Origin of the sequence: Devosia crocina, from assembly GCF_900116545.1 — a bacterium.
GTDB lineage: Bacteria > Pseudomonadota > Alphaproteobacteria > Rhizobiales > Devosiaceae > Devosia > Devosia crocina.
In genome coordinates, this window is record NZ_FPCK01000004.1 from 282,042 (window position 1) to 294,425 (window position 12,384).

The 12,384-nt window shown below is 58.7% G+C and carries 17 protein-coding genes; 6 read left to right on the forward strand and 11 right to left on the reverse strand.

Annotated features, from left to right (window positions below; all coding sequences use genetic code 11):
* Positions 1-51 precede the first annotated feature (51 nt).
* Complete coding sequence (locus tag BM364_RS17370; RefSeq protein WP_139232626.1) at positions 52-1,251, forward strand: ROK family transcriptional regulator; 1,200 nt, start codon at positions 52-54, stop codon at positions 1,249-1,251.
* Here BM364_RS17370 and BM364_RS17375 read toward each other — a convergent pair.
* Complete coding sequence (locus tag BM364_RS17375) at positions 1,215-1,976, reverse strand: helix-turn-helix transcriptional regulator (protein WP_092426846.1); 762 nt, start codon at positions 1,974-1,976, stop codon at positions 1,215-1,217. The two genes, BM364_RS17370 and BM364_RS17375, sit on opposite strands and share 37 nt — an antisense overlap.
* On the opposite strand from BM364_RS17375, the gene BM364_RS18695 reads away from it, so the two are divergent.
* Together BM364_RS18695 and BM364_RS17385 are read left to right on the forward strand one after the other, a co-directional pair.
* Positions 1,965-3,719: a globin-coupled sensor protein gene (locus BM364_RS18695; RefSeq protein ID WP_139232627.1), complete on the forward strand. Its 1,755-nt coding sequence runs from the start codon at positions 1,965-1,967 to the stop codon at positions 3,717-3,719. The genes BM364_RS17375 and BM364_RS18695 overlap by 12 nt on opposite strands.
* Positions 3,719-3,928: a hypothetical protein gene (locus BM364_RS17385; RefSeq protein ID WP_092426849.1), complete on the forward strand. Its 210-nt coding sequence runs from the start codon at positions 3,719-3,721 to the stop codon at positions 3,926-3,928. The genes BM364_RS18695 and BM364_RS17385 overlap by 1 nt, the downstream gene beginning before the upstream one ends.
* A gap of 231 nt (positions 3,929-4,159) precedes the next feature.
* On the opposite strand, the gene BM364_RS17390 is transcribed toward BM364_RS17385, so the two are convergent.
* The 6 genes from BM364_RS17390 to BM364_RS17415 all read right to left on the reverse strand — a co-directional run bounded on the left by BM364_RS17390 (position 4,160) and on the right by BM364_RS17415 (position 8,209).
* Positions 4,160-5,383, reverse strand: coding sequence for an MFS transporter (locus BM364_RS17390; RefSeq protein WP_092426851.1), 1,224 nt, complete (start codon positions 5,381-5,383; stop codon positions 4,160-4,162).
* Between the two features lie 120 nt (positions 5,384-5,503).
* Positions 5,504-6,247 carry an arsenical resistance protein ArsH gene (gene arsH / locus BM364_RS17395; protein WP_092426853.1) on the reverse strand — a complete coding sequence of 248 codons (744 nt, stop codon included), beginning with the start codon at positions 6,245-6,247 and terminating at the stop codon, positions 5,504-5,506.
* Positions 6,204-6,626, reverse strand: coding sequence for an arsenate reductase (glutaredoxin) (gene arsC / locus BM364_RS17400; protein WP_092426855.1), 423 nt, complete (start codon positions 6,624-6,626; stop codon positions 6,204-6,206). Before arsC ends, arsH begins: the two co-directional genes overlap by 44 nt.
* Positions 6,623-7,318 (reverse strand): aquaporin, encoded by a 696-nt coding sequence (locus BM364_RS17405; RefSeq protein WP_092426857.1) that lies wholly within the window; start codon positions 7,316-7,318, stop codon positions 6,623-6,625. The genes arsC and BM364_RS17405 overlap by 4 nt, the downstream gene beginning before the upstream one ends.
* On the reverse strand, positions 7,315-7,845 hold the full coding sequence (locus BM364_RS17410; RefSeq protein WP_092426859.1) for an arsenate reductase ArsC: 531 nt from the start codon (positions 7,843-7,845) through the stop codon (positions 7,315-7,317). The genes BM364_RS17405 and BM364_RS17410 overlap by 4 nt, the downstream gene beginning before the upstream one ends.
* Entirely contained in the window at positions 7,835-8,209 is a 375-nt protein-coding gene (locus BM364_RS17415; protein ID WP_092426861.1) for an ArsR/SmtB family transcription factor, read from the reverse strand. Before BM364_RS17415 ends, BM364_RS17410 begins: the two co-directional genes overlap by 11 nt.
* A gap of 41 nt (positions 8,210-8,250) precedes the next feature.
* Here BM364_RS17415 and BM364_RS17420 point away from each other — a divergent pair, with 41 nt between their 5' ends.
* Positions 8,251-8,763 carry a DUF6428 family protein gene (locus tag BM364_RS17420; protein WP_092426863.1) on the forward strand — a complete coding sequence of 171 codons (513 nt, stop codon included), beginning with the start codon at positions 8,251-8,253 and terminating at the stop codon, positions 8,761-8,763.
* Positions 8,764-8,939: 176 nt separating this feature from the next.
* Positions 8,940-9,572 carry a tyrosine-type recombinase/integrase gene (locus BM364_RS17425; RefSeq protein WP_092426865.1) on the forward strand — a complete coding sequence of 211 codons (633 nt, stop codon included), beginning with the start codon at positions 8,940-8,942 and terminating at the stop codon, positions 9,570-9,572.
* A 176-nt stretch (positions 9,573-9,748) separates the two neighbouring features.
* On the opposite strand, the gene BM364_RS18840 is transcribed toward BM364_RS17425, so the two are convergent.
* On the reverse strand, positions 9,749-10,393 hold the full coding sequence (locus BM364_RS18840) for a sensor histidine kinase (protein ID WP_342028876.1): 645 nt from the start codon (positions 10,391-10,393) through the stop codon (positions 9,749-9,751).
* Between the two features lie 98 nt (positions 10,394-10,491).
* Positions 10,492-10,929: a GAF domain-containing protein gene (locus tag BM364_RS18845; RefSeq protein ID WP_342028873.1), complete on the reverse strand. Its 438-nt coding sequence runs from the start codon at positions 10,927-10,929 to the stop codon at positions 10,492-10,494.
* A 160-nt stretch (positions 10,930-11,089) separates the two neighbouring features.
* Between BM364_RS18845 and BM364_RS17435 the strand changes: the two genes are divergently transcribed.
* On the forward strand, positions 11,090-11,452 hold the full coding sequence (locus tag BM364_RS17435) for a response regulator (protein ID WP_092426867.1): 363 nt from the start codon (positions 11,090-11,092) through the stop codon (positions 11,450-11,452).
* 178 nt (positions 11,453-11,630) lie between these two features.
* Here BM364_RS17435 and BM364_RS18575 read toward each other — a convergent pair whose 3' ends face one another.
* Together BM364_RS18575 and BM364_RS17440 are read right to left on the reverse strand one after the other, a co-directional pair.
* Positions 11,631-11,798 carry a hypothetical protein gene (locus BM364_RS18575; protein WP_175528654.1) on the reverse strand — a complete coding sequence of 56 codons (168 nt, stop codon included), beginning with the start codon at positions 11,796-11,798 and terminating at the stop codon, positions 11,631-11,633.
* A 55-nt stretch (positions 11,799-11,853) separates the two neighbouring features.
* Positions 11,854-12,069: a cold-shock protein gene (locus tag BM364_RS17440; RefSeq protein ID WP_092427273.1), complete on the reverse strand. Its 216-nt coding sequence runs from the start codon at positions 12,067-12,069 to the stop codon at positions 11,854-11,856.
* Between the last annotated feature and the right edge of the window lie 315 nt (positions 12,070-12,384).

Sequence of the window (12,384 nt, forward strand, 5' to 3'; positions counted from 1 at the left end):
CAAGCGTATTGGGTCGATCAAGGCTCGGCGCGAGATTAAGTGATAGACCGTATGACCGATCAGGATGTCTTTGATCCCAGTGCAAGGCGCATGTCGGCAGCGGAGCTGCGTCAAAACAACGAGCGTGCGGTCCTGACCGCCATTGCAACTCAAGCCGGATCATCAGCGGCAGAGATTGCCCGACGGACCCATCTGGCTCCCCAATCCGTCGCCCGGATGCTAGGCGATCTGGAGCGCGTTGGCCTCATTGCCAGAGGTGAGGCCAGGAAGGGACTGCGTGGCCAGCCGGCGGTTCCCATTTACCTCAACCCAAACGGCGTCTTCGCGATTGGCTGCGAACTTGGGTGGCAGCACTATCGCGTCGTTCTACGAAACCTGGCGGGGGAAGTTTTGGGCGAGCATAGCCGCCATTACGAGTTCCCGTCCGCAGACGCCATCTTCACCGAGATCGGGTCACTGGTCAGAATCCTGACCACCCTTGTGCCGGAAGAGTTTCGTGACCGCCTGATAGGTATTGGCCTCGCTGTGCCAACGAACATCTTCCGAAATCTCGATCTGCTCGGAACCCCCAAGGCCGAGGTTGCAAAATGGAAAGACCTGGACGTCGCAGCCGCCCTCAATCGGGCCACGGGGCTCGAGGTCTTCCCTTTCAATGACGGCAATGCCGCCTGCTGGGGCGAGCTCGTAGCCATGGGAGCGCCGAGGCCGAAGAATATTGCCTACTTCCTAATCAGCACCTTCGTCGGCGCCGGGGTGATCGCCGATGGAAAGCTCTGGGAAGGAGCCCGAGGAAACGCAGCAAATATGGGGGGCATGCTTATTGCCGGTGACGATGGAAAGCCCACGTTCGTACATCTCGTAGCCTCCATCCATGCTTTCGAAGAGTGCCTAGCCAAAGCGGGTGTGACAATTCCTCCTGGCATGCCCGAAAGTTGGAACTGGGACGCGTTTGTCCCGCAAGCTGAGCAGTGGCTGGATGCAGCAGCAAGAGCGATCGCAATTGCAATCATCAACACGCACGCCATGCTCGAGTCAGATCTCGCTATCGTCGACAGCGCTCTTCCCGACACCATTCGCGAGCGGCTTGTCATCAAAGTTCGCGAGCGCCTCGCGAACAAGCCAACGCTGACGTCAGAACACCCGCCGGTACTTCAGGGAAAGTTGGGTGGTCGAGCTCCGGCCATGGGCGCCGCTTTGATGCCCATGTATAGACGCTATTTTTCTCGCGACGCGGCAGACATGGGGCTCTGAACCCTACCTTCCATCAGGGCAGCAATCGCTTGTCCACGGGTAGCCACACCCAGTTTCCGGAAAATCTCGCCCATATGGTATTCGCAATTTCGTCGCGTAAGCCCTACGATTTCGGCGATGTCACCGTTGGACTTTCCCGCTGCGGCCCACTGCAAAATGCTCGCCTGTGTAGCAGTGAGTGTTGGCGGCTCGGGAAGATCGCACAATTCCAGCATCCGCAGCGATGTAGCCGTACCAATTACCCGCAAGGATGAAACCGCCTCAGGCGACGGCGCTCCACTGCAGGAGTACCCGCCAATAATCGACAGACTCTCGGTGGCCGACAGAACGGGCACGAGAGCAGCGCCGACAATCCCTAAGGGAGCCACCAGCGCACTCACCTCGGCGATCACCGGGTTGGGGTCAGCGACATTCATCGACACGACTACGGCATCAGCACTCTGGCGCAGGCGGGCCAGCACCGGATTGGATCGGTAAAGCCCTCTACTCACCATGGCATCCACCACCTTTGCGGGCAGAGTATGCATGGTTGGATAGAATTCCGTGTCCTCTTCCACCGAGACCGAGGCGGCAAAGACGAAATACGCGAAACCGATGGATTGAACCGCATCAGAGACCGCCCGTTGAAGCTGGATGCTGCAGGCTGACTTTGAGATCTCTCTTAGGTTTGGCGCGAGGGCGCTGAACGCAGATGTCGGATTGAAACCGCTCCTGTGCACGCTCATGCGAATCCTCCTCTCGCGACATTAAATTACGCGACGGAACTTAACAACTGTTTGCGCACGCAGTCTGCCTTGTCGGAGCTGTCATCTAAACTTCGCTTCACATTAAATCGCCGGCACATGCCGGCCGTATCGAGCAGGAGCGAGAAGGTGGAGCATTCCAGAGACGACGGCGATATCACAGCCCGCCTCGACTTTATTGGTCTCGACAACAAAGGCCGAGACGCCCTCCGTTCAGTAGAACCCCTGATCGCAAAGCACCTGCCTGAAGCGCTTGAACGCTTCTACAAAAAGCTGGCGACGGTCCCCGCGGTTTCTCGGTTCTTCTCTGGTTCGGATCAGATGAACCGCGCTCAGTCGAGTCAGCTTGGTCACTGGCTCGCGATCGCCACCGGTAGGTTCGACTCTAAGTACGTAGAGTCCAGCAGACGCATTGGCCTGCGCCATGCGCAGATCGGGCTTGAGCCCCGTTGGTATATCGGTGGCTACGGCGTCATCGTTGAAACGCTTGTCACCGAGCTCGCACGCGACTTTATGGGGGAGCACATCAAGTCGCTGAAGGGTGGACTCTTCAATCGCAAGCATGACGAGGACGTTCTGTCGGCCGCTGTGTCCGATCTCGGCGTCGCGATGTCGGCCATGGTCAAATCCGTCATGATCGACATCGATATGGCAGTCAGCGTCTACTTCGATCAGGTGATGGCGGAAGCGCAAAAGCGCGACCGCGAGAATGCCGACCGGGTAGCCTGGGCCGCAGAGCTTACCGGCGAAGTCCTGCAGAAGCTGGCAGAAGGCGACCTCACTGAAAACATCACTGCCGACTTCGAAGGCGGGTTCGCAAAAATCAAATCGGACACCAATCAATTGGTCGACCGGCTACGGGAGATCATGCTGCAGCTTCGGGACACTTCTGGTCTTCTCCGCACCGCCACTGGTGAAATTCTCGCGGGTGCCAATGACCTGAGCGAGCGTACCACTCGACAGGCAGCAGCAATCGAACAGACCGCGGCCAGCATGGAAGATTTGTCGCGCACAGTCAGTCAGAATGCGGTGCTGGCAGAAGCCGCATCGGACCAAGCTCAAAAAGCGGCAGAGTCTGCTGAGGCGGGCGGCCAAGTGATGGGCAAGGTCACCGAGGCGATGGAGAAGATTTCCAACTCTTCGAGCCGCATCTCGAACATCATCGGGATCATCGACGATATCGCGTTCCAAACCAATCTTCTCGCCCTCAACGCTTCTGTCGAAGCGGCCAGAGCAGGTGACGCCGGCAAGGGCTTCGCTGTGGTCGCAGTTGAGGTTCGCCGCCTGGCCCAATCAGCCGCCTCCGCCTCTGCCGAGGTCAAGGAGCTGGTCGAAAGAAGCGTGGTGGAAGTGAAGGCGGGCGAGAACCTCGTGCGCACCGCCGCCGATCGCCTCTTTGAGCTGCTGTCAGTGGTGCGAGAAACGACTGGATCGATGTCCGCAATCGCCAGTGCCAGCCGCGAACAATCTGCCTCGATCGCCGAGATTTCTGCGGCCGTTATGCAGATGGACGAAATGACCCAGCACAACGCGGCCCTCGTCGAACAAACCAATGCCGCGATCGAACAGACCGAGTCTCAGGCCCGGCAGCTCGATCAGATCGTCGATAAATTCAGGCTCACCAATTCAAAGGCAGAACCGCGCTCACCGGCAATTCGCGAGCGCCCTAAGCGTGTCGCTGCTCGTGCCGGAAAGGCTGTAGGAGATAACTGGAGCGAGTTCTGATGCGCCCAGAGCTCGCGGCCTACTCCGAAGCCCTTCAGGTCCTAAAACTCGCCCTTGTCGAGCTGAACGGGGAATTGGACCGCCTTGTTTCAGATCCGGCAATTCCATCGGAGGAAGCTATCGAGATCGCGGACGCTCTCAACGCCATTATGCAGGAGATGGCGTTTATCTTGACGGAGCCAGACGTCATCCTTGCTCCTCGGCACTAGGTCGACTCCGCCCGGACGTTCGGCAAGACAGCAGGATAGAAGGAGCTTCAGCCGGATCGCAATCGGGCGGCGATAATGTCTGATTGTAGGTCGTCTGCGTCAGCGATGGAATGACCGAGATGGGGTCGGACGTAGACTTCACGATGCAATCGCGGCCGAGCACGCCAAGCTAGCTACATCACATTGAGCGAGGTCCCTCGGCAGACCACGTTCAAGCGCCCATGAGTTCTGTCAATTTGGCCTGAGCTTCGATGAGGTGGCTGCAGCGAGCCAGAATGCGATCACCATCAACACGGACAGCGCCACCACACATGTCATGGTGCCGGCATAGTTGCCGGTAGCGCTCCAGAGAGCCGCTGCGCCCAACGGAGCGAGAGCTCTGGACACCGTCATCGGAACGACCAGCGCACCATTGATCGCGCCGTAGCTCTCTCGGCTGACCATTTCGGGAATGGCGATGCCACGAACGATCGTCATGATGCCATTGGAAGCGCCGTACACCATAGCTGCGGCACCAACGATGAGGATTTCCGCCGGCGCCCAAGCGAACATCGCCATTGCCACCGGAAACCCGATCACGACGATGGAGCCAATCCGTCGTCCGGACGCCTGCTTGCCAAACGCCATAATGAAGATGCGCCCTGCCACCTGCGCTGGGCCGATAATCGTCATGGCCGCGACGACCGCGTATTCGCTGAAGCCGCGCTCGAGCATCATCGGGTAAAAGTGCAGCAGCAAAGCCGAGAAGCTGGCCGTGTAGGCTGTGAACGATATGGCGAGCCACCAGAACACGGGGTTCTTCATCGCGTCGCTGAGATGCGATCTCGACGCCTTTTCGGCAGTCGGCGCCGGTCGCGGCGCGTCTTGGGATGGATCGATGACAGAGAAGTAGACCGTCGCACAGAGGAGAATGTTGACGGCGGCCAGAACCTCGAGCGCGCCACGCCAGCCGAATTGGTCGAGCAGGATCTGAACCACCGGCACAAAGACAGTGCTGGCGAACCCACCCCACAATGTCAGCGCGGTGATGCCATTGCGAGCATGGAGAGGTCCGGCCCTGCGCGCGACGACGGCGAAGGCTGGCTCATATAGGGTCGCTGCCTGGAGTGCGCCCACGCCGGCCGATCCGATGTAGAAAAGGACGATGTTGTCGGTGAGCGCCCAAAGCACCAGCAGCAGGCCGGCGAGCACCGACGCGCCGGCCATGACCAGCCTCCCCTGACCCCGGTCGATTGCCTGGCCGATCGGGATCGCGAGCATGGCGGACAGAAGCGCACCCAGAGTGGCGGAGCCGTAGATCAAGGTCTTGTCCCAACCGAGATCGGTTTCCATCGCTGTCGCAATGAGGGGAAACGAATAGTAGAGCGAGCCCCAGGAGGCGATCTGAGCTACGCCGAGCCCGGTTATGAACCAGGATTTTCCCGAGACCGGCGCCGGAGCAGCTAAGTCTGTCATGATGCTAAGAGCGGCGGAGGCCGACTCTCTCCTGGGTTTTCGGGCTATTAGCCAGCGTGAAATGACGATCTGATTACAGAGACTTGATTGCTCGACCTGGCATCACTGAGGTTTCCTTCATCAGATCGCCTTGAGGCTGACCCGCTCATCGAGCTTGGCGACGTCTTCCTTGCGCTCGCTGTACCGGGACGTGAGGTAGCCCGCGACGCTGCGATTGATCAGCGTGAACTTGACCAGCTCCTCCATCACGTCGACGACGCGATCATAGAAGCTCGATGGCTTCATCCTGCCTGCTTCGTCAAATTCTTGCCACGCCTTGGCGACGCTGGACTGATTGGGGATGGTGACCATCCGCATCCAGCGGCCGAGGATGCGCATCTGGTTGAGAGCATTAAAGCTCTGCGACCCGCCAGAGACCTGCATCAGCGCCAGTGTGCGCCCCTGCGTCGGCCGGATGGCGCCGCCAGGCAGCGGAATCCAGTCGATCTGAGATTTCAGAACCGCCGACATGGCGCCATGGCGCTCGGGACTGGTCCAAACCTGACCCTCTGACCACAGCATGGCCTCCCGGAGCTCCTGGACCTTAGGGTGATCATCGGGAGCGTCATTCGGTAGCGGTAGGCCGTTGGCGTGAAAAACGCGCACCTCAGCGCCGAAGCTCTCAAGGAGACGCTGAGCCTCAAAGGTCAGAAGTCTCGAATAGGACCGCTCCCGCAGAGAACCGTACAACATCAGGATGCGCGGCTTGTGCGTGGGTGCTGAGGGAACAAGGCGGGTAAAGTCCGGAACCTCGAATGCGGCCGGCACGATATTGGGTAGATCAGACAATACGCTTTCCTTCGGCGTCGATAACGACCTCGCCATCCTCCTTGGTGAAGGGGCCGATATTGGGGTTTTCGAGGATATCGAGGACCACTTCAGATGGTCGGCAGAGTTTGGTGCCCAGGGGCGTCACGACGAAGGGACGATTGAGCAAGATCGGGTGCTGAACGATCGCGTCGAGCAGCTCGTCGTCGGACTTGTCCGGATCTCCTAGCGCCAGAGCGTCAAATGGAGTGTCCTTCTGGCGCAGCGCCTGACGCACCGTCAGCCCCGCATCGACAATGAGCTTGATGACTGTGGCGCGATCTGGTGGCGTCACGAGATATTCGATGACAGTCGGCTCGACGCCGGACTGCCGGATCATTTCCAGGGTGTTGCGAGACGTGCCGCAGCTGGGGTTGTGGTAGATTGTGACGCTCACGAGCGATCCTCTGGATTTATGGGGAGATTGCTGCCGCCGGGGCCGGCGAGCAGCCAGGACATCAAGGCCGCTGCCAACAACGCACCGACGAGTTGGGCTGGGATAAAACCGATCAGATCGATTGGACGAATGCCGGCGAAGGTGTCGCTGAAGGCACGAGCGATCGCGACCGCAGGGTTTGCGAAGGACGTGGACGCCGTGAACCAATAGGCCGCGGTGATGTAGAGGCCAACGAGCACCGGCACCGATTTGCGCTCGAACCGAATGCCCGCGAGGATCACTGCCACGAGACCGAAGGTTGCTACCCCTTCAGAGAGCCATTGCGCTTCGCCGGTGCGAACCTTGCTCGAGAGCTGGAGGATGGGCTGCGCGAACATGGCGTGGGCTACGAATGACCCGAGGGCTCCACCAACGACCTGGGCGATGACATAAGCGCCGGCGTCGCGCCAGGACAGCTCGCGCCGCAAGGCGAACACCGCGGTGACAGCCGGGTTGAAATGCGCACCAGAGATTGGCCCCAGCGTGCTGATCAACACGACGAGAATGGCGCCGGTAGCGATGGTGTTGGCGAGTAATGCCAGCGCGACATCGGTGGTGAGGGTCTCGGCCATGATGCCGGAACCCACAACTGTCGCGACCAGCAGCCCGGTGCCGAGAGTTTCGGCCACCAGGCGGCGGGATAAGTCGATCATGCGGCCCCGGCGGACTTCGAGGTGCTGCCTTCCATGGCGCCGATACCGCGGAGCTTCGAGGTCAGTGCCATGCGGTCGATGCTTTCGAGCGGCAGGCTCATGAAGGCGGCCACGCGATTGCGGAGATAAGTCAGCGCGTCTTCGAAAGCTGCCTGCTGCTTGAATTCGGGGCCTGCGACCGCGGCGGGATCTTCGATACCCCAGTGTGCAGTCATGGGCTGGCCGGGCCAGACAGGGCAGGCTTCGCCGGCCACGTTGTCACAGACCGTGAAGACGAAGTCCATCTTTGGGGCGTCGGGGGTAGCGAATTCGTCCCAAGGCTTGGACCGCAGTCCGTCTATGGAAATGCCTGTAGTCCGAAGGGTCTGCAAGGTCATCGGATGCACTTGGCCTCTGGGCGTCGATCCGGCAGAAAAGCCGCGGAAACGACCATTGCCGACATGATTGATCAGGGCCTCACCCAGGATCGAGCGGGCAGAGTTCCCGGTGCATAGGAACAGGACGTTGTAGACGTGATCAGCAGGCACAGGCGGTCTCCTTGGCGTTGGCGGGCGTGCAGCATTCAGCGGCGACGCTTGCGGCGGGCAGGCAAACTTCCGGATGGCCCGAGCAGCAGTCGCGCATGAGGAACTCGACCAGACCCGCGAGGCCCTCGAAATTGGCGCTGTAGATGATTGACCGACTCTCGCGCCGGGACTGGATCAGGCCAGCGCGTTCCAGGTGGGAAAGATGGAACGAGGCGCTGGACGAGGAAGCATCAACGGCCTCGCCGACGGCGCCTGCCGCCATGCCCTCGGGTCCTGCCTGCACCAGGACGCGCACCATTCTCAACCGGGTTTCCTGGCTGAGGGCGCCGAATGCGTTCAGGGCTTGCGGTTCTTCGAGTTTCATCTCAATATCTCAATGAATGTTGAAACAATGGATAGTCCAACATGAACGCGCACGCAACTGCCCCTTATATCGAAGCGGAATCCACGCTTGGCGCCATCCTCGCGGGGCTCGCAGACCACAGCGAGAAGACCCTGGCGATCATTTACGGCGACCGGGAGGTGCAGTCGGGCTACCATGTCACCGAGGTGAAGGCCGGTTCTTTCGTTACCCTTGATTGCGGCGGCAATCCCGACGCCTGGCAGGAGACGGTGCTGCAGGTGGAGGACATTCCGTCTAAAGGAAGGCCACAGATGACCGCCGGAAAGTTCGCGGCGATCCTGGCCCAGGTCGACAAGAAGGTGCGTCTCGACCACGACGCCAGATTGACAATCGAGATCGGGAAGCCGGGCGAAGCGATGCGTGTTTTCGACGTGGCGAACCTAGCGATCACCTCCGATCGAGCTGTGTTGACGCTTGGGGTTCGCGCTGCGATCTGCAAACCACGTCATCGCGCTGATAAGGCGGTCGCAACCTCATGCTGCGCATCGTCCGGGGACGCAGGAGGTTGCTGCTGACCGTCATAACCTGGCACGCCTGAGGAAGGGTCCGGTTTCAGGATATTCTCGCTAACGCCCCAATGACTGAAATGGGGTCGTTAGCCTCCTGCCCTGTCGCAACGCATTGCGTTTTGTCGCCTTGGTGGCGCTTCCAGCATTTCTCCTGAGGCCGCTTCGGCCACAGGAGAAATGTAATGGGTATCTCGCAATATGATCCTGCCGCGGCAGGAAGACCGGCATGGAATGCCGGCAAGCAGGTGGGCGCAAAACGCGCCCTCAAAATCAAACAAGTTTGGTCGATCCGCTTCTTCCTCGACCGTGAACGAAGACTGAGAGATCGCGCTCTTTTCGATCTCGCCCTGGACAGCAAACTTCGAGGCTGTGACCTGGTGAAGATCAAGATCGGCACGTTGGTGGCAGGATCATCGATCCGCTCACGATCAATGGTGGTTCAGCAAAAGACAGGTCGACCTGTCCAGTTCGAAATCACCGCTGACGCCAGAGCGAGCCTTCTGGCTTGGCTGGAGCGTCGCGGAGGCACCATCGACGATTTCGCCTTTCCGAGCCGCGTCAATCCAGCTGGTCATCTCAGCACAAGGCAATATGCCAGGCTCGTTGACGAATGGGTCATCGCCATCGGTCTTCCGCCTGAAGAATTCGGCACGCACTCTCTGCGCCGAACGAAGGCGTCGATCATCTACAAGGCGACGGGCAATCTGCGCGCCATCCAAATATTGCTCGGGCACAGCAAGATTGAGAACACCGTTAGATATCTCGGTGTCGACATAGACGACGCACTTTCACTCTCTGAGGCTACAGAGATCTGAGAATGGGGCTTCGTCGGCATGTCCATGCTGCCGAAGCACCCCAGCATGGCAGGCTCTCGTCAGCGACGCGGCGCTCAGCACTCCAAGCAACCACGGGGCAATTTTGGGGCTGGCAGCTTTAGGATCCTGGCATCCATTACAGATGCCCAACCATGACCCTGTATCACGAGCCTCGTTTAGCTCGGAGACATACGGAACGTAAATCGCGTCTCGCGGCTATTGGATTCGACATCGATTTTGCCGCCATGCGCTTCGGCAATCTGACTCGCGATATAGAGACCTAGACCCAGCCCTTCGCCGTTGTTACGCACTTGGCCGCGATGGAAAGCTTTGAACAGGTGGTCAACCATTTCCGGTGGGATGGGATTTCCGGGATTGGAGACACTCAGTTCCAAGGATCCGTCAGCAGCCAGCGTTCCGATAACCTTTATTGGGCCATCGTCCGCACCATGCGTAACGGCATTACCTAAGAGATTGGAGAGCATTTGTGCGATGCGATGATGGTCGACCTTGATCGACTGCGGGATTGCAAGGTCCGTTTCGATCTGTCGGTCGGGGTTAGCTGTCCGGATTTCATCGACGACCTGTTCGATCGTGGGCAAGAGCGGTTTGTCGGGATCCAGGTCAAGCACGATGCCGCCGCCTAGCCGGCTTCGGGTCAGGTCGAGCACGTTGTCGATCAGACCGCTCATGCGGTGAACGCTGCTCTTCATGAGCCGAAGGATGGATAGAGTGCGCTCGGTCCATTCACCATCGCGGAGAAGTTTGCTGGCGCCGGCGTCGATCGAGGCGAGCGGATTGCGGAGATCGTGTCCGAGCACCGCGATGAACTGCTCGCCTAGGTCCGATGTCGCTTGCTGACCCGTCGCTTTCAACTCGGCCGCATCGAGGCGGTCTTCGGCATCCAAATGATAAGCGATCAGCTCCGCAAAGAGCGTAAAGGTGCCGATGATTTGCGGGTTGTTGACCGAGCGCGGTTTAGGATCGATGGCGCACAAAGTGCCAAAAAACTGCCGTCCGGCAGCACGATTGGCGCCGAGATGTAGCTTTGCAGTCCATACAGCTGAGGGGTGTGATGGGCGGAGTAGATCGCATCCTCGGCCACGTTGTCGATTGCCACGACTTGGCGATGCTGCCGAATTTCGTGGCAAAGAGTAGTCTCGACCTTGAGCTCGCCGCCTGGAGGCAGACCGAAGTGAATGTTGTCGAGCACCTGGCAAGCAACCCACCGGCCTTCCGTCACCCGCGCCACCGCCGCAAACCCCATTCCGGTCGACCGGCAGACGACGTCCAGGATTGTCGGTACAGACGCGATCTTTTGCACTGCGTCGATGTCGGCTTGAAACTCGTGCGCCATGGCATCCCACTAACTTCAGTCAACGACTTATAGCTCTTATCCCCTGGATTGTCGCGAACCCTATCGTGATCAACACGGATTGGAGCCATAATCATTGTCGTCCGTTGGCGCTTGATGTCAGTCATGCGTCCGCTGGCACCACCAGCCAACGGAAGTTCTTATGCTTACTCTCATCACTGTGCTCGTCGTTGAGGACGAGCCCCTAGTCCGCATGGACATATCGGACCAACTACAAGATCTTGGTTTCAAAGTGCTGGAAGCCGCGCATGCCGACGAGGCGATAAACATGCTGATGGCCAACCTCGATATTCACGTCGTCTTTACCGATGTTGATATGCCCGGATCGATGGACGGTTTGAAGTTAGCGGCTGCGGTGAGGAAGCGCTGGCCGCCAATCAAAATCATTGTGGCATCGGGTCATCGACGCGTGCAGCTCGACGACATCCCGGCAGAGAGCCGCTTTTTTAGCAAACCCTATTTGGCTAGGGAAATTGCATCTGCAATCCGAGAGATGACAGCCTGAGAGGGTCAGGGCCCCGATTCAGCGCTCCACGATAGGTAAAAAAGAGAGAGTGGGAGGCGCTAAGTTCGCCCATGACACCTACCGAAGAAAGTGGAGGTTGGCTCTACGTTCCGCAAAATGACGATAGCCGGTTGTTGTCAGAAGCGAATGTATTCAGCCGAACCTAACGCACTTCGATTTACTTCCGCATGGCGGCACGCAGCTGGCGAAGAAGAAGCGGTCCTTGCAATTGGCTGACAACGTATCCTTCCCTGGAAACGGCGGCTTTGACGTCAGTCACATTGGCGAACTTGCCGCTTCGAGCGAGTTCGAACGCCCGCTCCAGGGCGGTGGTGTGAGGCTTCATGTTTGGAATCGCCCGAAAAGCTTAAGGCCGCCCTGAGGCGGCCTTGGGGATGCAGTTACTTTGCCAAGATCAGGTTGATCGCGGATTCTCGGCCATCTCGGCCTGTCTCAACATCATAGCTCAGCTTGTCATTCTCATAGAGACCATCGACACCAGAATTCTGGATGGCGGAGACATGCACGAAGTGGTCCTTGCCACCATTTTCTGGCGTAATGAAGCCGAAGCCTTTAGTGGCGTTATAGAATTTTACAGTGCCATTTTCTCTGGACATATGGGTAGTTCCTTGAAGCTCGGAGCCAAAGCAAAGCGAGCGGTTTCCCAGCCGCGACATGCAGATGGGATCGAAAACGTTCGCAAAGTGGATCAGAGGGCCAAAGCCCGGTTCTCACCGGGAGAGGCAGCCGACTTGGGCTGAAAACGTATGGTGATCTTATCGCAAAGAACAGTGTTCTTATCAAGGCGACAACGTGAAGGGTATGTTCCCATTTATATCCTCCACTGCACTAATTGCTGACTGTCCTTCGACAGTAGTGCTAGTTTATCGATCTGGAGAACCCTATGGCAGAACATTGCGAATATATTGTTG

What these genes read in the sequence shown, in the direction of transcription:
- BM364_RS17370 (WP_139232626.1), top strand. Translation starts at nt 52, where the DNA reads ATGACCGATCAGGATGTCTTTGATCCCAGTGCAAGGCGCATGTCGGCA.
- BM364_RS17375 (WP_092426846.1), bottom strand. Translation starts at nt 1,976, where the DNA reads ATGAGCGTGCACAGGAGCGGTTTCAATCCGACATCTGCGTTCAGCGCC.
- BM364_RS17385 (WP_092426849.1), top strand. Translation starts at nt 3,719, where the DNA reads ATGCGCCCAGAGCTCGCGGCCTACTCCGAAGCCCTTCAGGTCCTAAAA.
- BM364_RS17390 (WP_092426851.1), bottom strand. Translation starts at nt 5,383, where the DNA reads ATGACAGACTTAGCTGCTCCGGCGCCGGTCTCGGGAAAATCCTGGTTC.
- arsH (WP_092426853.1), bottom strand. Translation starts at nt 6,247, where the DNA reads ATGGCGAGGTCGTTATCGACGCCGAAGGAAAGCGTATTGTCTGATCTA.
- BM364_RS17405 (WP_092426857.1), bottom strand. Translation starts at nt 7,318, where the DNA reads ATGATCGACTTATCCCGCCGCCTGGTGGCCGAAACTCTCGGCACCGGG.
- BM364_RS17415 (WP_092426861.1), bottom strand. Translation starts at nt 8,209, where the DNA reads ATGAAACTCGAAGAACCGCAAGCCCTGAACGCATTCGGCGCCCTCAGC.
- BM364_RS17420 (WP_092426863.1), top strand. Translation starts at nt 8,251, where the DNA reads ATGAACGCGCACGCAACTGCCCCTTATATCGAAGCGGAATCCACGCTT.
- BM364_RS17425 (WP_092426865.1), top strand. Translation starts at nt 8,940, where the DNA reads ATGGGTATCTCGCAATATGATCCTGCCGCGGCAGGAAGACCGGCATGG.
- BM364_RS18845 (WP_342028873.1), bottom strand. Translation starts at nt 10,929, where the DNA reads ATGGCGCACGAGTTTCAAGCCGACATCGACGCAGTGCAAAAGATCGCG.
- BM364_RS17435 (WP_092426867.1), top strand. Translation starts at nt 11,090, where the DNA reads ATGCTTACTCTCATCACTGTGCTCGTCGTTGAGGACGAGCCCCTAGTC.
- BM364_RS18575 (WP_175528654.1), bottom strand. Translation starts at nt 11,798, where the DNA reads ATGAAGCCTCACACCACCGCCCTGGAGCGGGCGTTCGAACTCGCTCGA.
- BM364_RS17440 (WP_092427273.1), bottom strand. Translation starts at nt 12,069, where the DNA reads ATGTCCAGAGAAAATGGCACTGTAAAATTCTATAACGCCACTAAAGGC.